Origin of the sequence: Pseudomonas sp. CBS (assembly GCF_024734645.1) — a bacterium.
In the GTDB taxonomy this organism is placed as follows: Bacteria; Pseudomonadota; Gammaproteobacteria; order Pseudomonadales; family Pseudomonadaceae; genus Aquipseudomonas.
The window spans coordinates 2,351,473-2,374,295 of record NZ_CP102929.1; the positions used below are offsets into that span (position 1 = coordinate 2,351,473).

Genomic DNA, 22,823 nt, shown 5'->3' on the forward strand with positions numbered 1-22,823 from the left:
AGATTCGCAACCCCGGGGCACTGAACACAAGCGTTTGGCGCCACAATAATGGCAAAAAGCTACATCCTCGTCGTTTTCAGAATGGTAGAGGTCGATCCTGCCGGTCCCATGGCTTTGAACAGCGCGAGGGCGCGTTGATCAGAAGCATAGGCCACGTTGATGCGCAGCCAGTCACTGTGTTCGCCCGTCGGGCTGAAAAGTGCCCCCGGCGAGAGCAACACCCCAAGCCGGCGAGCCTGCGCGTGCAACGTCGAACAGTCACCCACGCCAGGGCGCGCCCACACAAACATGCCTCCCGCAGGCACCGCAAACACCTCCCACTCCTCGTCTTCCAGCACCTGCAGCGTGACGGCCATTTCTGTGCTCAAGCGCCGGCGCAGACGCTGCACCCACTTGCGGTAAGTACCATTGGCCAGCAACGTGGCCACCACCGCTTCGGCGAACCGCGAGGTGCCGATACCGGTCATGGTCTTGACCTTGGACAACTGCGCGATGATCGCCCCGCTGGCCGTGAGATAGCCCACGCGCAAAGCGCTGCTGAGGGTCTTGGAAAAACTCGAGATATAGATCACCCGGTCCTCGTGGGGCAACGCCGACAGCCGGGTGCAGGTGGCATGTTGCAGGTCGCCATAGACGTCTTCCTCCACGATGAAGAAGTCCCGGGAATGAGCCAGTTGCAACAAGCGCTCGGCCACCGCCTGGGACAGGCTGGTGCCGGTGGGGTTGTGATACAGGCTGTTGATGAACAGGCACTTGGGCCGATGCCCGTGCAACAGCGCCTCCAGTGCAGGCATGTCCGGGCCACTGCGTGTGCGCGGCACCTCCAGCAGCTTGATACCGTGAAAGGCCAGCTGGCGGTAGAGGTTGCCGTAGCCCGGGCTTTCCACCACCACCGTGTCGCCGGCCTTGAGCAGTGTGCGGATCAACAGGTCCTGGGCATGGCTCGCACCTTGGGTGATGAGGATATGGTCGACCCGGGCCGCCACATGAATGTGGGACAGGCGCTTGAGCAACTGTTCCCGTAGCGCCGGCAGACCCAGCGGCGTGCTGTAATTGAAGACGGCGGCGGTATCGGTACGGGTGACTTCACGAATCGCGTAGCTGATGTCGTCGCTTTCGCGCCAGGTGTCCGGCAGCCAGCCGCATCCCAGTTTCAGTTCACCCAGTTGATTGTCGACAAAGGCGCCCCACCCGGACTCGGCGCCCTCATACCATTGGTTTTCGCAGCGAAGGCCACGTTCGGCGGGTGGCTGGGCCACGCAGAAACCCGCGCCTTGCCTTGAGGCCAGCACGCCTTGGGCAACCATCCGCTCAAACGCCTCGATCACGCTGGACTGGCTGAGCAGGTTCTCGTGGGCCAGTTGCCGAACCGAAGGCAACCGCGTCCCGGGGCTGGCTCCGCTTTCGCGAATCCAGGCGGCCAACGCGCTGACGATTTGCTGCACTACCGGTACAAGGGCTTGTCGATCGATCCCTAAATCCATGAGCCACTCACTTAACTGTTGTCATTTAACCCAAACCAGTTAAGCACAGAAGCCCAATGACAGCCGTGGTGAAGATTTATTAAATCATTGATTTAATTGAATTATTTACCTACTGATACACATTCGGCCAAGGCATCTGGCCACCTGCAGAAAAGCCTCACAGCGCCGCCAACGCTTTTCTGAATGGCATCAGCATCCGTTCCTAAATCGCGGTCGCACCACCGTCCACCGCCAATGCCTGGCCCGTGGTAAAGGCAGCGCCGTCGCTGCACAGATAAAGCACCGCGCTGGCGATTTCCTCGACTTTGCCGATACGCCCCACCGGGTGCATGGCGGCAGCAAATTCAGCTTTGCGCGGGTCGGCCTCATAGGCACGGCGGAACATATCGGTGTCGATCACCGCCGGGCACACCGCGTTGACGCGGATTTTCTTTTTCGCGTACTCGATCGCCGCCGACTTGGTCAGGCCGATCACCGCGTGTTTGGACGCGGCATAGATGCTCATCTTCGGCGCCGCCCCAAGCCCGGCCACCGAGGCCGTGTTAACGATGGCACCACCGCCCTGGGCCAGCAGCAACGGCAGTTGATACTTCATGCACAGCCACACGCCCTTGACGTTGACCCCCATGATGGCGTCGAACTCATCCAGGCTGCCATCGGCCAACTTGCCCTTTTCGATCTCGATCCCGGCGTTGTTGAACGCATAGTCCAGCCGGCCATAGGTGGCCACGGTCTGCTGCATCAACTGCTGTACATCCGCTTCGAGGGTGACATTGCAGCGTACAAACACCGCTTCGCCACCGGCCTGATGAATCAGCGCCACGGTGCCCTCGCCGCCCGCCGCGTCCAGGTCAGCGACTACAACCTTCAAGCCTTCAGCAGCAAACGCCAGCGCAGTGGCGCGGCCAATGCCCGCGGCCGCGCCGGTCACCAGGGCGACCTGGCCGGAAAATGTCATGCTCATGGTGATGTCCTTCGATGGGGATGCTCGATGACCCCCAGTCTAGCCAGAGCGGCCATGGGCACGTCAGCACTATCAAACGCCCGGTTGGCTGACCATGAGCGGCAGTGATAAGGGCACCGGCTTCATTATCATTGCAGTGGATCGACGGGCATTCGCAGGTGCCGCGCACCTTGCCGGTGCGGGCCGAAGGGTCTATCACTCAAGGTCCACTTCTCAAGAGTCCGTGCCATGACTGCCCAGACCAACCGCCAATTCCTGCTCGCCAAACGCCCGGTCGGCGCTGCCACGCGGGACACCTTCACCTACCAGGAAGTGCCGGTGGGCACGCCCCAGGACGGGCAGGTGCTGGTGCACAACGAATACCTGTCCCTGGACCCGGCCATGCGTGGCTGGATGAACGAGGGCAAATCCTACATTCCGCCGGTAGGTATCGGGGAAGTCATGCGCGCCTTGGGCGTAGGCCAGGTCATCGCCTCGAACAACCCGAAATTTGCCGTGGGGGACTACGTCAACGGTGCTTTGGGCGTGCAGGATTACTTCCTTGGCGAGCCACGGGGTTTCTACAAGGTCGATCCGAAACTCGCACCGTTACCGCGTTATCTGTCGGCGCTGGGGATGACCGGCATGACCGCTTACTTCGCCCTGCTGGACACTGGCGCGCCCAAGGCCGGCGAGACCGTGGTGATTTCCGGCGCGGCCGGCGCAGTGGGCAGCATTGCCGGGCAGATCGCCAAGATCAAAGGCTGCCGCGTGGTGGGTATCGCCGGCGGGGCCGACAAATGCAAATTCCTGGTGGATGAGTTGGGTTTTGATGCAGCCATCGACTACAAGAACGAAGACGTACACGCCGGCCTCAAGCGCGAGTGCCCGAAAGGTGTGGACGTGTATTTCGATAACGTCGGCGGGGACATTCTCGATGCTGTGCTCAGCCGCCTGGCATTGAAAGCCCGCGTGGTGATCTGCGGCGCCATCAGCCAGTACAACAATAAGGAAGCCGTCAAAGGGCCGGCCAACTACCTGTCATTGCTGGTCAATCGTGCGCGTATGGAAGGGTTTGTGGTGATGGACCACGCGGCGAACTTTGCCGCTGCCGGGCAGGAAATGGCCGGCTGGATGGCTCAGGGCAAGCTCAAGAGCAAGGAAGATATCGTCGAAGGGCTGGAGACGTTCCCGGAAACGCTGATGAAACTGTTCAACGGCGAGAACTTTGGGAAGTTGGTACTGAAAGTCAGCTGACACACCGCAGAACCCAATGTGGGAGCGGGCTTGCTCGCGAAGGCGGTAGATCAGTCAAGAAATCCAGTGACTGACACCCCGCCTTCGCGAGCAAGCCCGCTCCCACATTTTTTACCGTGCCCGCTTCAGATCGGGTAGATCAGGCGATCTCGGCAACTACCGCTGCCAGCGCCTTGGCCGGGTCGGTCGCCTGGCTGATCGGGCGACCGATCACCAGGTAATCGGAACCGGCGTCCAGGGCCTGGCGCGGGGTCAGGATGCGACGCTGATCGTCCTGGGCGCTGCCCGCCGGGCGAATCCCCGGGGTCACGAGTTGCAGCGACGGGTGGGCGGTCTTCAACGCCTGGGCTTCCAGCGCCGAGCACACCAGGCCGTCCAGGCCGGCCTTTTGCGCCAGGGCGGCAAGGCGCAGCACTTGTTCCTGCGGCTCGATGTCCAGGCCGATGCCGGCCAGGTCTTCACGCTCCATGCTGGTCAGCACGGTTACGCCAATCAACAATGGCTTGGGGCCGGTGCGCTGATCGAGCACTTCACGGCACGCGGCCATCATGCGCAAACCGCCGGAGCAGTGCACGTTGACCATCCACACGCCCATCTCGGCGGCGGCCTTGACCGCCATCGCGGTGGTATTGGGGATATCGTGGAATTTCAGGTCGAGGAACACCTCGAAGCCTTTGTCACGCAAGGTGCCGACAATTTCTGCCGCACAACTGGTGAACAATTCCTTGCCGACCTTGACCCTGCAAAGCTTGGGGTCCAACTGGTCAGCCAGCTTCAGTGCGGCGTCACGGGTGGGGTAATCCAGGGCGACGATGATAGGAGTCTGGCAGACGGACATTGGAATGGGCTCTCAGGCAAGTCGAAATCGGCGCGGATTGTAGCGCAAGCAGCGCGTTTGCGGGATCCGATGATCGGTAATTCGCGATTTAGCCGCCAGATTGCGGGCTTCCGGGCAATTGTGTCGAAACCGATACATTCCCGACATGCCTGCAATACCCCCGAAGATTAGCCTCGCACACGTGAACCACCGTACAGAACTTCCAGCCCCGGGGCTGGGCGCCTATGCTGAACGCAACAACCTCGCCGCCGATCTTCGGCCCGGCGGCCCACCAGGTAGATGATCGCACCATGCAAACCCTGACTCCTGCGCTGAATGACGATCAAAAAGGCTCGCTTGTGGGTGAAGACAAGCGCTGGAACACCCGCGCGCTGATCGTCGACGACGACGTGCCGATCCGTGAACTGCTGATCGATTACCTGGCGCGCTTCAATATCCTCGCCAGCGGCGTGACCGATGGCGCGGCCATGCGCCAGGCCATGCAAGCCGAAACCTTCGACGTGGTGGTGCTCGACCTGATGCTGCCGGGCGAAGATGGCCTGTCGCTGTGCCGCTGGCTGCGGGCTGAATCGGACATCCCGATCCTGATGCTCACTGCCCGTTGCGAACCCACCGACCGCATCATCGGCCTGGAACTGGGGGCCGACGATTACATGTCCAAGCCCTTCGAGCCCCGCGAACTGGTCGCCCGTATCCAGACCATCCTGCGTCGCGTGCGGGATGACCGCACTGAGCAACGGGCGAATATCCGCTTCGACAACTGGCGCCTCAACAGCGTACTGCGCCAATTGGTGGCCGACGATGGCCTGGTGGTGCCGCTGTCCAACGCCGAATTCCGCTTGCTGTGGGTGTTTATCGAGCGCCCGCGCCGAGTGTTGAGCCGCGAGCAATTGCTGGACGCGGCCCGTGGCCGTTCCATCGAAGCCTTTGATCGCAGCATTGACCTGCTGGTCTCACGCCTGCGCCAAAAACTCGGGGATGACCCCAAGGCCCCGCAGTTGATCAAGACCGTACGCGGTGAAGGCTACCTGTTCGACGCGCGGGATATCGGCTGATGCGCAACGCCTTCAACACCCTGTTCGGGCGGCTGTTCGGTGTGTTGCTGGTGGCGATTGTGCTGGCCCACGTGCTGGCATTTTTCTGGTTTCACCACTATGGCCCACCGCCGCCACCGCCACACGAAACCTTTATCGAAGAACCGGATGGCACCCTGACGCCAATGCCCAAGGAGCATCGCCGTCCCTGGTTCGGCGGGCCTGTGGTGCCGCTGACCTTCCAGTTTATCTCGCTGATCATCGCCGCCTGGTACGGCGCCAAGCTGCTCAGCCGGCCGATCCAGCGCTTGAGCGCCGCAGCCGAACGCTTGAGCCTGGACCTCGACAGCCCGCCGCTGAACGAGTCCGGCCCACGGGAAGCACGGCAGGCGGCGTCGACCTTTAACCTGATGCAAAAGCGCATCCGCGAACAAGTCACCCAGCGTGCGCGGATGCTCGGCGCCGTGTCCCACGACCTGCGCACGCCGCTGTCACGGCTCAAGCTGCGCCTGGAACAGATCGAAGACACCAAGCTGCAGGGCCAGATGCGCCAGGACCTGGACGACATGATCGGCATGCTCGACGCCACCCTGAGCTACCTGCACGAACAACGCACCAGCGAAACCCGGCATTGGCTGGATGTGCAGGCGCTGGTGGAATCCCTGAGTGAAAACGCCCAGGACCGCGGCTCCGACGTGCAATGCAGTGGTGAATGCGCGCCGCTGCAGGTGCAACCGATGGCCCTGCGCTCGTGCCTGAACAACCTGATCGACAACGCCCTGCGCTATGCCGGCACCGCGCGCATCGAATTGGCGGACAGCCCCCAGGCGCTGGTGGTCAAGGTGATCGACCATGGGCTGGGGATTGCGGCGGATAAACGCGAGGCGGTATTTGAGCCGTTCTATCGGCTGGAAGGCTCGCGCAATCGAAACTCCGGCGGCGTGGGCTTGGGGATGACCATTGCCAAGGAAGCGGTTGAACGCCTCGGTGGGCGGCTGAGCCTGGAGGAAACGCCAGGCGGCGGTCTGACGGCCGTGATGTGGCTGCCGAGGGCGTAGGAATGGTTCCTACGCCCTGCATGAACCTTTACTGCCCGGCTTTATCGTCCCGCCGTACCTGAGCCTGGCTGGCGCTCCAGTCCGTCAGCAGACTATAGGCCACTGCCAGCAGCGTCGGACCGATGAACAGGCCGATGAAACCGAACGCAATCAACCCGCCAAACACCCCCAGCAACACGATCACCAGCGGCAAGTTGCCGCCACGACTGATCAGGTAGGGCTTGAGCACGTTGTCCACGCCGCTGATGATGAACGTGCCCCACACGCCCAGGAATACCGCGTAGGTGTAGTCGCCTTTCCACGCCAGCCAGGCGGTGGCCGGGATCCAGATCAGCGGCGGGCCCATGGGAATCAGGCTCAGCAGGAACGTGACGATGCCCAGCACCAATGCCCCCGGCACCCCGGCAATCCAGAAGCCGATCAGCGCCAGCAGGGCTTGGGCGGCAGCGGTGCCGATCACACCGTTGACCACCCGCTGCACCGTACCCGCGACCAGTTCGATGTAGTAACCCGCACGGTCGCCGATCAACCGCTCCAGCAGACGATGGACAAACATCGCCAGGCGCGGCCCGTCCCGATAGAAAAAGAACACGAACACCAGGCTCAGGGTCAGCTCCAGAATCCCGCCGCCAATCTGCGCGCTTCGGGCCAGTAACCAGTTGCCCACCTGCCCCAGGTACGGCTTGAGGGTGACCATCAACGCCGCGCCTTGCTGGTCGATGCTGTCCCACATCGCCACCAACCGCTCGCCGACAAAAGGAATGGAGCCGAGCCAGGTCGGTGCCTCGGGCAAGCCATCCACCTGAATATCCTTGATCAGGCCAACGGCGTCGCGCACATGGTCAGCCAGGTTGAACCCCAGCCAAACCAGCGGCAACGCCACCAGGAGCATCCAGACCAGGGTGAGGATTCCGGCCGCCAGGGATTCGCGCCCACCCAGCCAGCGGGTGAGCAGGCGCATCACCGGCCAACTGGCAAACGCCAGCACCGCGCCCCAGAACAGCGCCGACCAGAACGGCGCCATCACCCAGAAGCTGGCACCAAACAACACCAGCAGCAGGATCTGCACCAGCAGGCGATCGTTATTGAGCATGTGGTTTCTCGAAATGAAGTCTGTAAGAGGAAGAGCTTAGGCGAACGGCGCGGGTCCGTTCGCCCTGGAACGGTCAGCGTATCAGATGCAGGTGCAAACCCTTCGCCTCGGCGGTGCCGGTTTCCAGCCGGGCCGCACGTACGCCCTGATCAATCAGGCCCTGGCGCCATGCTTCGGCGGTGGGGCCGGTCAAACTGACCCGCAGGGTGGCATCCAGGTTCAATCCACGGGAAATAAGCGTGAGCCAGGTGGCGTCAGGTTCGGCGCCCAGCTTGGGGAGGTCCAGTTCACCAGTGTTTTTCAGCTCCCGCAGCAGGGTGGCGGAAGTCGGCAGCAAGTCGCCCAGCGGTGCGCTGGCGTCCAGTTGCTCTACATGCAGATACGCCCGGCGATTACCCCGGGTGATGCCGTACAGCGCGACCAGGGAGTTGTCCTGAGGTGCTGCCAGGCGTAGCAACAGGTATTCCTGTTGGCCGTCGGCGCCCACCAGCTTGGCGTTGCCAAAGACTTCATTGGCCCACAGGCTGCTTTCGCCGCAATCGCGGGCCTGGCACCAGAACAGCAACTGCGCGCCCTGGGCCTGCAAGGCTTCGCGGGTGGCGGTAAAGGCGGCACTGGAGGTGTGTTCAGCGGGCAGTTCGTAGGTGATGGCCGTGTTTAGCCCACGGGCGGTGGCCTGGCCTTCATAGCGCAACTGGCCGCTGATCTTGCGGATAGAACCCAGCGGGTAGATGCGTTCTTTATCTTCGGCAGGGCGGTAGTCGACGATCTGCGCGTCGACCTGACGGGCCACCGCGGGCAAGTCCTGGCTACCCGGTACGTCGGCGGCAAACGCCAGCGGGCTGAAACAGCACAGCCCCAGAATACGGATAAATCCCTTCGGCATACTCATCGGATGAGCGCGCCCTGGCCATTGGGGTGCGCTGCGGTGTTGAGATCGTTCATGGTTGACTCCCTTTCGATCCGCCCAGCCTCGGCAGTTGACCCCGCCAAGTCAAGGCATGGAGAAGAACCGATTGAAACAGTCTGCAACAAGGGTAGCCCCTGCCTCGTCGTTCAGGTGCAAATGATGGCCACCGGGCAAGGTGGTCACCTGGAACGGAAGCCCGGAAAGCAATTCGGAATGTTTCGCCAGCATGCCGTCTTCAGCGACCACCAGCTGTGTCGGACAGCCGACTCGACGGACGAAAGCCATCGCCTGTTCTTCTGTCAGACGCATGGGGGAAGCCAGGGTCAGCCGGCTGTCGCTGCGCCAGGTATACCCGCCCGGAACGGGCATAAGGCCGCGCTGGGCCAGCAGTTCGGCGGCTTCGCGACTGACTGCCACCACGCCTTTCATCCGCGCTTCCACCGCCCGATCGAGGGTGCTGTACACCGGTTTGCGCTTGTCCTGCAGGTTCAATTGCGCTTGCAACGCCATGCCGAGGCGCTCGGCGGCGTTGTCTGCGGTGCCGGTCGGCGGGATCACGCCATCAATCAATCCCAGGTGCGTGACGCGCTCCGGCAAGGCGCCGGCCAACACCAGGGAAACGATGGCGCCGAGGGAGTGGCCAAGTAATGCAAAACGTTTCCATCCCAGTTGTTCGGCGACTTGCAGCACATCGTGGATGTAATCCCACAGGGAGTAACCGGCACCGACGGGGCGATGGGCCGAATGACCATGGCCGGCCATGTCCAGCGCGACGATGCGCAGGCCATGGAGTTTCGGCGCTAGGCGCGCGAAGCTGTTGGCATTGTCCAGCCAACCATGCAGAGCGATCACCGGCAGGCCGTCCTCGGGGCCGAACAGATGCGCCGCCAACTCGATGTGCGGCAGCGCCAGGCGGACTTCTTCGACAGGCGCAGTCATGCGCAACTGCGCTCGCGCTGGCGAGCTTCCCAGCGGGCAAACAGGTTCTTGATCAAGGCGGCGGTGTCCTGGGGGCGCTCAAGGGGAAACATGTGGCCGCCGGGCATGGTCAGCATTTCGCCCATGGGCATGCGCCCCACGCCGCTGGCATGGTGACGCATCACTACCCGGCTCTGGCGGCCACGCACCACCGCCAGCGGCACTTTCAGTTGCCGGGCCTGGCCGGGGCTGGTGTGGGGCACGCCACGGTAGATACTGATCTCGGTGGCCGGATCAAAGCGCAGACGCAGGCGGTCGCCCACCGGCTCCAGGCCGTGTTGCAGGTAGGCGTCAAAACAGTCGGGATCAAAGCCACGAAACAGGGTCTTGCCGGCGAAGTACTGGCGCGCTGCCGCCAGGTCGGCGAACTCTTCACGACGGCCCAGGGTACGACCCGCCGGGGTCAGCCGGTCGATAAAACCGAAGCGCTTGGCCGCGCGGATCACCCAGCGATCCGCCAGGGTCAGCACCGGGGAATCGAGCATCACCACCCCGCGATACAACTGCGGGCAACGCATGGCCGCGTGCAAGTGCAGCACGCCACCCAACGAATGGCCCACGCCCCACACCGGCTCGGGTTGTTGCTCAAGGTGGTGGATCAGTTCGTCCACCAGGTTCTGCCAGTTGTCATCCACCGGAAACCTGGGATCGTGACCGTGCTGCGGCAAATGCGCGACGGCGTACTCCGGGGCCAGGGCGGCAAACAATTTGCCGTAGGTCGCTGAAGGAAAGCCATTGGCGTGAGCGAAAAACACGTGCTGCGACATACCTGATCCATCACCATAAACAGAGCGTTGATTCTCCCCAGACCGGGCAGTCACGGCAATGACTGTAACTGCCAGGAATGATGACACTCACGCCACGCCTATCGGGCCGGCGGGTTCTCGCCCAGCGGCACCACGGCCATGGTCAGGCGCGATACGCAGCTGGCCTTGCCCTCATCGCTGGTCAGGCGTATGTCCCACACGTGGGTGGTGCGCCCGATATGAATCGGCTTGGCCACCGCCGTCACCCGCCCGCTACGCAAACCGCGCAAGTGGTTGGCATTGATTTCCAGCCCCACGCAATAGAACTTGCTGGCGTCGATGCACAGGTAACTGGCCATGGAGCCCACGGTTTCGGCGAGTACCACCGACGCGCCGCCGTGCAGCAGGCCGTAGGGTTGATGGGTGCGGTGGTCGATCACCATGCTGGCGGTCAGGGACTCGTCGTCAAAGCTTTCGAAGCGGATATCCAGCACTTCACCGATGGTGTTTTTCTGGATTGCATTGAGTTGTTCGATATTCGGTTGGGTGCGCCACAGGCTCATTGATCGGTCCTTATTGGTTTTATGTCAGTGCTCAATCCTGCCACAGCACGGCTTCGGAGCGCGCGCTCCAGTCGAGGAACTGTGGCCCGTAGACGGCTTCAATCACGTTACGCTTGATCTTCAAGGTGGGCGTGAGGAAACCGTTTTCCACCGCCCAACTGTCTTTTACCACCACCAGCTGGCGCAAGCGCTCATGTTTATCCAGCGTCTGGTTGACCTCTTCCAGCAGGCGCTCGAGGCTGCCCTGCAATGCCTGCCGCCCCTGTCCATCGGCATCTTGCAGCCCCACCACCGATAACACGCACAGGCCCATGGGCGCGCTCAAGCCATCGCCCACCACGCACACCTGTTCGATACGCGCATGTTCGGCCAGGCGGTTTTCAATCGGCGCCGGGGCCACGTATTTGCCTTTACTGGTCTTGAAGATTTCCTTTAGGCGTCCAGTCAGTCGCAGTCGGCCATCGGCGCCCTGCTCGCCCTTGTCGCCCGTGCGCAGGAAGCCGTCGGCGGTGATGGTTTCGGCGGTTTTCACCGGGTCCTTGAAATAACCGAGCATGGTCGCGCCGCTGCGCACCTGGACTTCGCCGTCATCACCGATGCGCACTTCAACGTCCGGGCATGGCGGGCCGATCCAGCCGATTTTCTGCTCGCCGGGGCGGCACACGTGGGAATAGCCGCAGCTTTCGGTCATGCCGTAGACCTCCAGCACATCCAGGCCGAGCCTGCGGTACCAGACCAACAGGGCTTCGGGCACGGGGGCTGCGCCGGAGAGCGCCACGCGCACAGCGTCCAGACCCAACCCGGCGAGCACTTGGTGGCCGACCCGTTTGCCGATGAACGGCAGGCGCAGCAAGGTATCGAGGCGGCTTGCGGGGATTTTGCTGTAGACGCCCATCTGGAATTTGGTCCAGATGCGCGGTACGCCGAACAGTGCTGTCGGCCTGGCCCGCTTGAGGTCTGTCAGAAACGTGTCGAGGCTCTCGGCGAAAAATACGGTTTGCCCGGTGTAGATCGAGGCCATTTCCACAAACATGCGCTCGGCCACGTGGCACAGCGGCAGGTAGGACAGCAGGCGATCGCCCTCCCCCAGGCCGAACAATTCGGTGCCGCGAGTGGCCGCGAAAGCGAGGGCGCCGAAGCTGTGCATCACGCCCTTGGGCAGGCCGGTGGTGCCGGAGGTGTAGATGATGGTGGCCAGGTCTGAAGCGGCTGGCGCGGGATTGTCCTGAATGGGTGAGCAGGCTTGCAGGTCGGCCCAGGTGAAGTCGAATTCGCCTTCGGGGCACAGCGGCAGGCTGATGGTGGGCAGGTCGGCCTTTACTCCGGCGGACATGGCGGGCCAGTCGTCCAGTTTGCCAATGAACGCCAGCGCCGCTTCGGAGTGCTCGAGTACGTGGGCGACGGAGTCGGCGGTGAGGTTGGGGTAGAGCGGCACGGAGACATGGCCGGCCATCCAGATGGCGAGGTCGGCGATGATCCAGTGGGCGCAGTTTTTCGAGATCAGGGCGATGTGGGAGCCCTGGGGCAGGTCGCGGGCGCGCAGCCAGTGAGCGGCGCAGCGGGCTTGGTGGCCGGCTTCGGCCCAGGTGAGGGTTTGGACCTCGCCGCCTTTGATGGGCTGAACCAGGAATCGTTGCCGTGGGTGGCGGGCTTCGCGGTCGAAGAAGACTTGCAGCGGCAAACGAATAGCGACAGACATGGACGCGCTCCTTTGTGTTCCGATGGTAGCCAACCAAGCACTTGCTTGGCTGACTATTTCATGGGAGCGCGGGGGGTGCAAGTTCTGCTGGTTTGGGGGCATATCCGTTATTCAGGTAACGGCCGCTTATGGTTCCGCTCTTACAGCGGCTCACTTTGGAAAAGCCCCAAAGTAAGCAAAGGGCTCTGCCCCGCCTGTCGGCGCCTCGCTGGGGCTCGGCGTTCCCTCACTCCGGCATTGCTCCGCGGGCCGCCGCGACGGGCCATCCATGGCCCGGCGCGGCTAAACCGGCGTCCTGCCGGTTTACCCGCTCCGCAATACCTGCGTTCGGCCTCGGGCTTATTGGGGCAGTCAGATCAAAATCAAAAGCAGATCAAGGGCACAGCGGCCTCCCGGCCGGCTTGAGTGTTAAAAGCAAAAGCAAAGACCAGAGCGAAAACAGAGCTGCTTTTCTGTGGGAGCGGGCTTGCTCGCGAAAAACCTGAGAGCGCCGCGTTCATCCAGAATGCCCGCGTCATCGTTAACGACCTTCGCGAGCAAGCCCGCTCCCACATTTGGACCGTGCCCGCTTTAGATTTTGCTTTTAACACTCAAGCCGGCCGGGAGGCCGCTGTGCTCTGCTTTTGATCTGCTTTTGATTTTGATCTTAGGCGCCCCGTCAACCACGATGGCCGCAAGCAGGCACGGTGGAGCGGGTAAATCGGCAGGGAAGCCGATTTAGCCGCGCCGGGCCATGGATGGCCCGTCGCGGCGGCCCGCGGAAGCGGGCCGGAGTGCGGGCATGCCGAGCCTAAGCGAGGCACCGAGTGGTGGGGCAAAGACCTTTTGGTTACTTTTGGGGCGTTTGCCAAAAGTGACCCGCTGTAAGAGCGGAACCCTAAGTGGCCGTTACCGAAGAAACGGATATGTACCCAAACCCAAACCCAACCTAAGGATTCCGAACACTCAAAAGACTCATCAACCCCGCCAACGGAAAATCCCCCTCCAACTCCGCCAAACTCGCCGTACTCATAGCCTGCGGCTGCCGAAAATGCCCATGCTGCAAATAACTGATCAGCCCCCCCACAAACGGCTGATGACTGACCAACAACACATCATCGTCATTATCCAGATGCTTGAGCACCTCCAGCGGATTACTCTCGGGCGTCAACCAAGGCACAGTGCGGATCTCAGGCTCAAACCCCAACGCCTCCCGCACCAACTGCGCCGTCTGCTGCGCCCGCACATACGGACTGGCAATAATCGCCCGCACAGGCTGCCCAATCAAATGCCCCGCACTGCGCAAAACCTCATCACGCCCATGGGCCGTCAAATTACGCTCAGCATCCGTACGCGCATGCCCCTCGGCCTCACCGTGACGCAACACCCACACCTTCATAGCTTGGGTTCCTCATCACGCACAGGATGCGGCGCCGGCGGCACACTGTGGGCAGCCTCACCTTCCGGCGCACGCGGCGTCGGCCAATCAGCAAACGGCCAAGGCTTCTGATCACTGTGAAAGCTGCCAAACCGCCCAATCTGCGCCAAAAACTGACTCAAACTGTCACCAAAATTCATCAGCCCCAGGTTCGGCGCGCCGTACACCAACCGGTAAACCAGCTGCACTACCACCAGCGCCCCCAGCAGAAACTGCGCCACTTGCCACACCAGGGCAAACACCAGCATCCACAGCACACGCAGGCCAATGGATTCGTACTTGGGAGCTGCTTTCGGATCATTCATGATGCGTTCCTCAGTTGAAACCACTGGTGGAAATAAAGTCGACATCGGTCTTCGGCTCGGCCCGCATCAGCAACTCGATGACCTGGTTCAAGGTGCGCCCTTCAAACAGGATCGCGTGCAAACCGGCGACCAGCGGCATGTATACGCCGACTTCCTGAGCCTTGGCCTTCAGCACCTTCAGGGTGTTGACGCCTTCGGCCACTTCGCCCAAACGCGTGACCGCGTCTTCCAGGCTCAGGCCCTGGCCGAGGGCGAAACCCACCTGATAATTGCGGCTTTTCGGTGACGAGCAGGTGACGATCAGGTCGCCCACGCCAGCAAGCCCGAGGAAGGTCATCGGGTTGGCACCCTGGTTGACCGCAAACCGGGTCATCTCGGCCAAGGCACGGGTGATCAGCATGCTCTTGGTGTTTTCACCCATGCCCAGCGCAACCGCCATACCGGCGATGATCGCGTAGACGTTTTTCAACGCCCCGCCCAACTCGACGCCAAAGCGGTCGGCACTGGCGTAAACGCGGAAGGTGCGACCGTGCAGCACTGCCTGCACCCGTTCGCAGAGCTCTTCGTCTTCACTGGCAATCACGGTGGCGGTCAGGGCGTGCTCAGCCACTTCCCGCGCCAGGTTCGGGCCGGACAACACGCCAATGCGTGCCTCGGGGGCGATATCTTCAAGGATTTCGCTCATCAACTTGAAGGTGTGCGCCTCGATGCCCTTGGTCAGGCTGACCAGCAGCTTGCCCGCCAACCGCTCGGCGTGGGGCGCGAGCACCGAACGCAAGGCGCTGGATGGCAGTGCGACGAAGCACAGGTCGCACTCGGTCAGCATCGCCTGCAAATCAGTCACCGGCTCTACGGCCGGCAGAATCTTGATGCCTTTAAGGTAACGGGGGTTTTCCCGGTTGACCCGGATGGCCTCGGCTTGCTCGGGGTCACGCATCCATTGACGCACCCGGTGACCATTTTCAGCCAGCAGATTAGCCACGGCGGTACCAAAACTTCCGCCTCCCAGGACCGCAATAGGGCGCTGTTCAGTCATATGCAATCCGTTAATCCATAGCAGTGGCGATGGCCGCATTATACGGAGCGACCCGCTTGCGGCCAGCCCCCGCGTCAATTCAAACGCTGGTCGGAAAATGCGACATTTGTGCGAAGTAATTACAGGGCCGACGACTGGCAAAAGGCCCCACCTCAGTTAACATGGGCGGCTATCCGTAATTATCAAGGCCGTGCCGTGTATTTGGGCCCTCCTCCTCGCTCATCCCTGTTGCTGACGCTGTTGTGCATGCCATGGTGCAGTGCGCCGTTGCTGGCCGACGATCTGTTCCTCGACAGCCAACCGCTGCCGCAGGTACTGACCGCTACGCGGCTCAAGCAATCGGCCGCCGCCGTGCCCGGCAGCATGACGGTGATCGACAGCGAGTTGATCAAGGCCAGCGGTGCGCGGGATATCCCGGAACTGCTGAGGTTGGTGCCCGGAATGATGGTCGGCTACACCACCGGCAACCAGGCGGCCGTGAATTACCACGGCACCCAGGCCGGCGACGCCCGGCGCATGCAGGTGCTGATCGATGGTCGTTCGGTGTACCGCGCGGGCCTGGCGACGGTGGACTGGAGCGATATTCCGGTGGCCCTGGAAGACATCGATCGCATCGAAGTCTTCCGCGGCCCCAACACCGTCAGCTACGGTGCCAACGCGCTGATGGCGGTGGTCAACATCCTTACCCGCTCGCCAGCCAACAGCCACGGCACCCGGATGAAGCTCACCCAGGGCGGCCGCGGAATCAACGACTGGTACGCCAGCCAGGGCATGGGCTGGGAAACCGGCGACTTGCGCCTGTCACTGTCCGGCCAGCAGGACGATGGTTTTGACAGCGACCGCGTGGGCGCCGACCGCCGCGACAGTCGCCGCCTGAGCCGCTTCAGCCTGGCCGTGAGCCAGACCCTGAACGCGCAACAAAGCATCGACTGGCAACTGGACGCCAAGGAAGGCACCAACCAACGCCCGTACACCTACCAACCGGTGTTCGACGGTATTACCGAAGGCGGTACAAATTCTGACGTCAGCGCCAAGGATTACGCCGGTTCCCTGCGCTGGAACTTCGACTTCAATCCCGATCACAGTCTGTATATCCAGGGTTCGGCCCAGCAGTGGGATCGTCGGCAGATCTGGCGCGCCTGCGATGCCAAGGTCTCCTTCAGCCCGGAGCTGACCCAACTGTGGCAGCTCAATCCCAACTATGCCGAGCGGCTGGCCCGGCACATGAACAACTTCAACCCCGGCAACCTTCCGCCCGGCAGCCCCGCCGAACAGGCGCTGGCCCGGCAGGTGCTCCAGCAATGGGGTAACGGCGGCAAGGACCCGGTTTGCGGCAACATCGACCAAAGCACCAAGGAAAGCCGCTACGACCTGGAGATTCAGGACACCCTCAGCCTGTCCGACAGCCTGCGCCTGGTCAGCGGCATGAACTACCGCTACGACCGCGCCGACTCCGACACCTACTTCAACGGCACCCTGGACGACACCACCTGGCGCATGTTCGGCCACCTGGAATGGCGCGCCAGCGAACACTGGCTGCTGCAGGGCGGCGCAATGTATGAAGACACCCACCTGAGCGGCAACTCGCTGACGCCCCGGGTGGCCGTCAACTACCTGATCAACCCGCGCCACGGCCTGCGCGCGGTGTACTCCGAAGCCATCCGCTCGCCGGACATGTTCGAGAACAACGTCAACTGGAGCTACCGGGTCACCAACCTCAGCTCACCGGTCTACGGCCAGAATTCCGGTCAATATTTCGTGGTGACTCGCGGCCCGGGCAACCTCAATAAAGAGCTGATGCGCTCCCGGGAACTGGGCTACAACGGCTTTTTTGCGGATATCGGGCTGAACGTGGACGTGAAGCTGTTCTACGACGAAATCAGCGACATGGTCAGCGAGCCGCTACGCAACAACCAGTACATCGCCAGCAACACCAACAGCTCGCGCTTTACCGGCACTGAAACCCAGCTCGACTGGCACATGAGCACCGCCGACCGGCTACGGCTGACCTATGCTTACGTAGACGCCAGCGCCACCAACCCTCTGGACAGACAGCAAACCGCCCGCAACAGCGGCTCGGCCGGCTGGATGCGGGAATGGGGCCATGGCTGGTCCAGCGCGGTGTTCTACTATGGCGACGATGCGCTCAACCAGTATCGCTTCGAACGGGTCGACCTGCGGGTGGCCAAGCGCATTGCCTTGGGCAAAGCCAACGTGGAGCTGGCCGGCATGTTGCAACAACGGCTCGACAATCAACCCACCACCTGGCCCGACAACAACTATGACCAACGCCACGTGCTCTACTTCAGTGCGGAGTTAGAGTTCTAGTGGACAGCGACTTGTCACGGATGACCCTCTCCTTTACCGCCCGACTCTGGCGGCGCTGTGTGTTGTTTGGGGTTTTACTGTTTGCCGCACCTACATGGGCGGCGGAAATCCTGCTGACCGCCGACGAAGACGGCCCGGGGGTACAAACATTCGTCCAGGCCCTGAGCGAACAGCGCCCCGAAGACCATGTGAAGTTCACCCCGCTCAAAGACCTTCCCGCCCCCGCGCACTTGCCGGCCAGTACCCGCCTGATCCTGCTGGACCTGCCCAGCCTCGACTGGCGCCTGCAGGACACCCAGGGCCCGCCGACCCTGGTGCTGCGCATCAGCCGCCTGCAGGCCCGCCAGCGCCTGGGGGACAGCGTGCCCTCGAAGATCAGCCTGTTGTGGAGCGACCCGCCACTGGACCGCCAACTGCGCCTGATCACCGGCATCCTGCCCCAGGCCCGGCGCATCGGTGTGCTCTATGGGATCGACAGCGAATTCCTGCTCCGCGAGCTGCGCCAGCATGCGGCGCCGATGGGGCTGGAGATCGTGCCCCAGCTCTGGGACAACACTAACGACAGTCGTCCGCTGCAAAACCTGTTCAAGAGCAGCGATGTCTTGCTGGGGCTGGATGATCCCCAGCTGTACAACCCGAAAACCGCGAAAAACCTGCTGCTCAGCAGCTACGCCAGGCAATTGCCACTGGTCGGGCCCAACGCCGGGTTCGTCAAGGCCGGCAGCCTGGCCAGCACCTACAGCGATCAGGCCGACTGGCTGGATGTACTCGACCGGCTACTGGACCATGCGCCCGCCAACTGGCCGCGCTCGTTGTACCCGGAACGTTTCAAAGTCGTGGGCAACCCGCAGGTTGCGCGCTCACTGGGGATCGAACAGGTGGACGAAACCAACGTCGCCGTCCGCCTGGCCGAAGGAGAAAAACGCCCATGACATTTCGTCGCCGTTGGGACATCAACACCCGAACCCAGCTCATCACCCTGGGCCCGGCACTCCTGTTGACGCTGCTGTTGATCAGCTTCTTTACCTTCGTGCGGATCCAGGACTTGCGCCAGGAGCTGGACCACACCGGCCAATTGATCGCCAACCAACTGGCACCGGCCACCGAATACGGGGTTATTTCCGGCAACAACGACGTGCTCGAAAGCCTGTTGCGGGCCACCCTGGCCACGCCCCATGTGCGCTTTCTCGAGATACAGGACAGCACGGAAAACATTCTGGTGTATGTCGAACAACCGTCGGAAAAGCACGACCGTTCGCTGTCGGTGAAAGTGTTTCAGGCGCCGATTCGCCTGCAACATATCCAGCTGGGCAATGACTTCTTCCAGGACAACATCGCCGAGCCCAAGGCACCCCGTGCGGATTACTTGGGCCGGGTGATTGTGGGTATGTCCAACGATGCGTTCAGCCAGCGCCAGCAGGAAATCCTGTTCAAGGCCGGGATTCTCGCGCTGTTCGCCCTGTTGTTTACCTTCTTATTGGCACGGCGCCTGGCCGCCAGCCTGTCGCAGCCGATCAGTGCCATGGGCAATGCGGTCAAGGCAATCCAACAGGGCGATTACCAGACGCCACTGCCCATTGTCGATGACTCGGAACTGGGCGACCTGTCGCGCCACATCAATAACCTCGCCGACGGCTTGAACCAGGCCAGTCGCGAACAGCACCAGGCCATGGCCCAGTTGATCCAGACCCGTGAAGAAGCCGAGCGGGCGAACAATGCCAAGTCGGATTTCCTGGCAATGATGAGCCATGAACTGCGCACGCCGATGAACGGGGTGCTGGGCATGCTGCAGTTGCTGGAAACCACCGACATGACCGAGGAGCAGACCGAATACGCGGCGCTGGCTTCGGAGTCCACCGAACACCTGCTCAAAGTGATCAACGATATCCTCGACTTCTCACGCATCGAGCGCGCGGCCCTGGAGCTGGAGCACATTCCGTTCGACCTGATGGAGCTGATCAGCAGCTGCGCCCAGGCCTTCCAGCATGCCGCCCAGCAACGCGGGCTGGCGCTTGAAGTGCCGATCCCGCAGGGCCTGGACTCACTGCAGGTGCAGGGTGACCCGACGCGTATCCGCCAGATTCTGGTGAACCTGATCGGCAATGCCCTCAAGTTCACCGAGCACGGCACCGTCACCGTCGAACCGCACTGGCAGACCCTGGACCATGAACTGTTGTGGTTCACCTGCACCGTGCGCGACAGCGGGATTGGCATCTCGGCCGAGCGCCTGGAATTGATGTTCGATGCGTTCCAGCAAGCTGACAGTTCCATTTCAAGACGTTACGGCGGCACCGGGCTGGGCCTGCCTATTGCACGCACCCTGGCCGAACGCATGGGCGGCACCCTTCGCGCCCAGAGTGAAGAAGGCCAAGGCTCGGTATTCACCCTGGAAATTCCGCTGGCGATCTACCAGCAGAGCTTGCCGGTGATCGTGCCGAACACCGAAGGCAGTGCCAGTGCGGGCGAAGGCCGTAACGTGTTGCTGGTGGAGGACAACCCGGTCAATCGCACCGTGGTTGAAGCCATGCTGCGCAGCCTCGGATTTGAAGTCAGCATTGCCACCGACGGCGCCGAAGCGATTCGCAGTGCCGAGAGCCTGATTTTTACCGCGATCCTGATGGATTGCCGACTGCCGGGCATCGACGGTTACGAGGCCACCCGGCAGATTCGCCAGTTGCCCGGGTGCGCCGACCTGCCGATCATTGCCTTGACCGCCAATGCCTTACAGGGCGACCGCGAAGCCTGTCTGGCAGCCGGAATGAACGATTACCTGGCAAAGCCGTTCAAACGCACGGATTTACAGCAAATCCTGCAGCGATGGGTGCAGTAACAGGGTGCCATCGGCCAACTGCGACTGGCGTGAAAGACGAAAGTGCGGCAGTCTTAGGCACCCGAACGGGCCCGTAAACCGGCCCGGTTTATAATTTCAGTGCACAAGTGTACATTCATGACCTTGACGCTGTGACTTTCACTACAACGCAATAGTCTATGTGTAGGCTGCCGATATGAGGCATGAACGCTTCAGTCGGCCGGGAAGATTTGCCCTGCCCTGCCGCATGGGATTATTGAGGAGCTCGCATGACCAAACAAAACGCCTTTACTCGGGAAGACCTGCTGCGCTGCAGTCGCGGTGAGCTGTTCGGCCCAGGTAACGCGCAACTGCCCGCCCCGAACATGCTGATGGTGGATCGCATCACCCATATCAGTGAAGAGGGTGGCAAGTACGGCAAAGGTGAATTGGTCGCCGAGCTGGATATCACCCCTGACCTGTGGTTTTTTGCCTGCCATTTCGAAGGCGATCCGGTGATGCCGGGCTGCCTGGGCCTCGACGCCATGTGGCAGCTGGTCGGTTTCTACCTGGGCTGGCAAGGCCTGCCGGGCCGCGGTCGCGCCCTGGGTTCGGGCGAAGTGAAGTTCTTTGGCCAGGTCTTGCCGACCGCCAAGAAAGTCACCTACAACATTCAAATCAAGCGCGTCCTCAAGGGCAAGCTGAACCTGGCCATTGCCGATGGTTCGGTGACTGTCGACGGTCGCGAGATTTATACTGCCGAAGGCCTTCGGGTCGGCGTATTCACTTCCACTGACAACTTTTAAGGGTTATCCGCATGCGCCGCGTCGTTATCACTGGTCTGGGCATCGTTTCGTGCCTGGGCAATGACAAAGAGACCGTCTCCGCTAACCTGCGTGCAAGTCGCCCTGGCATCCGCTTCAACCCGGAATATGCCGAAATGGGTCTGCGTAGCCAGGTTTCCGGCTCCATCGACCTGCCCCTCGAAGAGCTGATTGATCGCAAGATCTATCGCTTCGTCGGCCACGCAGCCGCTTACGCCTACCTGGCCATGAAGGACGCGATCACCGATTCCGGCCTGAGCGAAGACCAGGTGTCCAACGTACGCACCGGCCTGATCGCCGGTTCCGGTGGCGCGTCAACCTTGAACCAGATGGAAGCGCTGGACATCCTGCGCGAGAAAGGCGTCAAGCGTGTTGGCCCGTACCGCGTCACGCGGACCATGGGCAGCACCGTTTCCGCCTGCCTGGCCACGCCGTTCAAGATCAAGGGTGTGAACTACTCGATCTCCTCCGCGTGCGCCACCAGTGCTCACTGCATCGGTACCGCTGTAGAGCAGATCCAGCTGGGCAAGCAAGACATCGTGTTTGCCGGTGGCGGTGAAGAAGAACATTGGAGCCAGTCGTTCCTGTTCGACGCCATGGGTGCCCTGTCGACCCAGTACAACGAAACCCCGGAAAAAGCCTCCCGCGCCTATGACAAAAACCGTGATGGTTTCGTCATTGCCGGCGGTGGCGGCATGGTGGTGGTCGAGGAGCTGGAACACGCCCTGGCCCGTGGCGCGAAGATCTATGCGGAAATCGTCGGCTACGGCGCGACGTCCGACGGCTACGACATGGTTGCGCCAAGCGGCGAAGGCGCCATCCGCTGCATGCAGATGGCCATGGCTACCGTTGATACCCCGATCGACTACCTGAACACCCACGGTACTTCGACTCCGGTCGGCGACTCCAAGGAAATGGAAGGCGTGCGTGCGGTATTCGGCGACAAGGCACCGGCGATCAGCTCTACCAAGAGCCTGTCGGGCCACTCCCTGGGCGCCGCTGGCGTTCACGAAGCGATCTACTGCCTGCTGATGATGGAAGGCAACTTCATGGCAGGTTCTGCCAACATCGAGGAACTGGATCCGGACGTGGCTGACATGCCGATCCTGACCAAGACTCGTGAAGATGCGACCATCAACACTGTGATGAGCAACAGCTTTGGCTTTGGTGGCACTAACGCTACCTTGGTGCTGAAACGCTGGCAGGGTAAGTAAAAGCCCTCGCGGCTGATCGTCTGAAAACGCCCCGACTGGTTCGGGGCGTTTTTTTTTGCGTTGGTTGTTGGGTGTATATCCATTATTTGGGTGATGGCCGCTTAGGGTTCCGCTCTTACAGCGGCTCACTTTTGAAGAGCGCAAAAGTAAGCAAAACGCTCTTGCCCCACCACTCGGCACCTCGCCTAGGCTCGGTGTGCCCTCACTCCGGCTTTGGACCGTGGGCCGCCGTCATGGGCCATCCCTGGCCCAGGACGGCTAACCTGGCGTCCTGCCAGGTTACCCACGCTCCAAAGCCTGCGTTCGGC

20 protein-coding genes are annotated in these 22,823 nt (G+C 61.9%); 8 read left to right on the forward strand and 12 right to left on the reverse strand.

Features of this window, described 5'->3' with window-relative positions:
- Nucleotides 1-59 precede the first annotated feature (59 nt).
- Together NVB75_RS10405 and NVB75_RS10410 are read right to left on the reverse strand one after the other, a co-directional pair.
- Nucleotides 60-1,484, reverse strand: coding sequence for a PLP-dependent aminotransferase family protein (locus tag NVB75_RS10405; RefSeq protein WP_258347087.1), 1,425 nt, complete (start codon nucleotides 1,482-1,484; stop codon nucleotides 60-62).
- A 202-nt stretch (nucleotides 1,485-1,686) separates the two neighbouring features.
- On the reverse strand, nucleotides 1,687-2,448 hold the full coding sequence (locus NVB75_RS10410) for an SDR family oxidoreductase (protein ID WP_008431261.1): 762 nt from the start codon (nucleotides 2,446-2,448) through the stop codon (nucleotides 1,687-1,689).
- Nucleotides 2,449-2,676: 228 nt separating this feature from the next.
- On the opposite strand from NVB75_RS10410, the gene NVB75_RS10415 reads away from it, so the two are divergent.
- Nucleotides 2,677-3,684: an NADP-dependent oxidoreductase gene (locus NVB75_RS10415; protein WP_258347089.1), complete on the forward strand. Its 1,008-nt coding sequence runs from the start codon at nucleotides 2,677-2,679 to the stop codon at nucleotides 3,682-3,684.
- A 139-nt stretch (nucleotides 3,685-3,823) separates the two neighbouring features.
- Here the strand turns inward: NVB75_RS10415 and pyrF are convergent, their stop codons facing one another.
- Nucleotides 3,824-4,522, reverse strand: coding sequence for an orotidine-5'-phosphate decarboxylase (pyrF, locus tag NVB75_RS10420; RefSeq protein ID WP_258347090.1), 699 nt, complete (start codon nucleotides 4,520-4,522; stop codon nucleotides 3,824-3,826).
- A 290-nt stretch (nucleotides 4,523-4,812) separates the two neighbouring features.
- On the opposite strand from pyrF, the gene NVB75_RS10425 reads away from it, so the two are divergent.
- Complete coding sequence (locus NVB75_RS10425) at nucleotides 4,813-5,577, forward strand: response regulator (RefSeq protein ID WP_076015347.1); 765 nt, start codon at nucleotides 4,813-4,815, stop codon at nucleotides 5,575-5,577.
- Nucleotides 5,577-6,614: a cell wall metabolism sensor histidine kinase WalK gene (locus tag NVB75_RS10430; protein ID WP_258347091.1), complete on the forward strand. Its 1,038-nt coding sequence runs from the start codon at nucleotides 5,577-5,579 to the stop codon at nucleotides 6,612-6,614. Before NVB75_RS10425 ends, NVB75_RS10430 begins: the two co-directional genes overlap by 1 nt.
- Nucleotides 6,615-6,642: 28 nt before the next feature.
- Here the strand turns inward: NVB75_RS10430 and NVB75_RS10435 are convergent, their stop codons facing one another.
- From NVB75_RS10435 to NVB75_RS10475, 9 genes are all read right to left on the reverse strand, one after another.
- The gene (locus NVB75_RS10435; RefSeq protein WP_076015250.1) at nucleotides 6,643-7,707 is read right to left on the reverse strand and encodes an AI-2E family transporter; all 1,065 of its coding nucleotides are present in this window, start codon (nucleotides 7,705-7,707) and stop codon (nucleotides 6,643-6,645) included.
- Between the two features lie 73 nt (nucleotides 7,708-7,780).
- A complete protein-coding gene (locus tag NVB75_RS10440) occupies nucleotides 7,781-8,599 on the reverse strand; it encodes a DUF4892 domain-containing protein (protein ID WP_258347092.1) in 819 nt (272 codons plus the stop codon).
- 102 nt (nucleotides 8,600-8,701) lie between these two features.
- Complete coding sequence (locus tag NVB75_RS10445; RefSeq protein WP_258347093.1) at nucleotides 8,702-9,556, reverse strand: alpha/beta hydrolase; 855 nt, start codon at nucleotides 9,554-9,556, stop codon at nucleotides 8,702-8,704.
- The gene (locus NVB75_RS10450; protein WP_258347094.1) at nucleotides 9,553-10,362 is read right to left on the reverse strand and encodes an alpha/beta fold hydrolase; all 810 of its coding nucleotides are present in this window, start codon (nucleotides 10,360-10,362) and stop codon (nucleotides 9,553-9,555) included. Before NVB75_RS10450 ends, NVB75_RS10445 begins: the two co-directional genes overlap by 4 nt.
- Before the next feature lie 98 nt (nucleotides 10,363-10,460).
- Nucleotides 10,461-10,904 carry a hotdog fold thioesterase gene (locus NVB75_RS10455; protein ID WP_076015246.1) on the reverse strand — a complete coding sequence of 148 codons (444 nt, stop codon included), beginning with the start codon at nucleotides 10,902-10,904 and terminating at the stop codon, nucleotides 10,461-10,463.
- A 31-nt stretch (nucleotides 10,905-10,935) separates the two neighbouring features.
- Nucleotides 10,936-12,603, reverse strand: coding sequence for an AMP-binding protein (locus NVB75_RS10460; RefSeq protein WP_258347095.1), 1,668 nt, complete (start codon nucleotides 12,601-12,603; stop codon nucleotides 10,936-10,938).
- A 928-nt stretch (nucleotides 12,604-13,531) separates the two neighbouring features.
- Entirely contained in the window at nucleotides 13,532-13,981 is a 450-nt protein-coding gene (gene sixA, locus NVB75_RS10465) for a phosphohistidine phosphatase SixA (protein WP_102606228.1), read from the reverse strand.
- On the reverse strand, nucleotides 13,978-14,328 hold the full coding sequence (locus NVB75_RS10470; RefSeq protein ID WP_177008480.1) for a DUF4389 domain-containing protein: 351 nt from the start codon (nucleotides 14,326-14,328) through the stop codon (nucleotides 13,978-13,980). The genes sixA and NVB75_RS10470 overlap by 4 nt, the downstream gene beginning before the upstream one ends.
- A 7-nt stretch (nucleotides 14,329-14,335) precedes the next feature.
- On the reverse strand, nucleotides 14,336-15,361 hold the full coding sequence (locus NVB75_RS10475; RefSeq protein WP_258347096.1) for an NAD(P)H-dependent glycerol-3-phosphate dehydrogenase: 1,026 nt from the start codon (nucleotides 15,359-15,361) through the stop codon (nucleotides 14,336-14,338).
- Nucleotides 15,362-15,556: 195 nt separating this feature from the next.
- On the opposite strand from NVB75_RS10475, the gene NVB75_RS10480 reads away from it, so the two are divergent.
- The 5 genes from NVB75_RS10480 (at nucleotide 15,557) to fabB (ending at nucleotide 22,515) form a co-directional block, all read left to right on the forward strand.
- Nucleotides 15,557-17,689, forward strand: a complete 2,133-nt coding sequence (locus tag NVB75_RS10480; protein ID WP_258347097.1) for a TonB-dependent siderophore receptor — start codon at nucleotides 15,557-15,559, stop codon at nucleotides 17,687-17,689.
- A 20-nt stretch (nucleotides 17,690-17,709) separates the two neighbouring features.
- Nucleotides 17,710-18,621, forward strand: a complete 912-nt coding sequence (locus NVB75_RS10485; RefSeq protein WP_258347098.1) for an ABC transporter substrate-binding protein — start codon at nucleotides 17,710-17,712, stop codon at nucleotides 18,619-18,621.
- Nucleotides 18,618-20,519 carry an ATP-binding protein gene (locus NVB75_RS10490; protein ID WP_258347099.1) on the forward strand — a complete coding sequence of 634 codons (1,902 nt, stop codon included), beginning with the start codon at nucleotides 18,618-18,620 and terminating at the stop codon, nucleotides 20,517-20,519. Before NVB75_RS10485 ends, NVB75_RS10490 begins: the two co-directional genes overlap by 4 nt.
- Before the next feature lie 248 nt (nucleotides 20,520-20,767).
- Entirely contained in the window at nucleotides 20,768-21,283 is a 516-nt protein-coding gene (gene fabA, locus NVB75_RS10495) for a 3-hydroxyacyl-[acyl-carrier-protein] dehydratase FabA (RefSeq protein ID WP_003210552.1), read from the forward strand.
- Between the two features lie 11 nt (nucleotides 21,284-21,294).
- Nucleotides 21,295-22,515 carry a beta-ketoacyl-ACP synthase I gene (gene fabB / locus NVB75_RS10500; RefSeq protein ID WP_258347100.1) on the forward strand — a complete coding sequence of 407 codons (1,221 nt, stop codon included), beginning with the start codon at nucleotides 21,295-21,297 and terminating at the stop codon, nucleotides 22,513-22,515.
- Nucleotides 22,516-22,823: the final 308 nt, after the last annotated feature.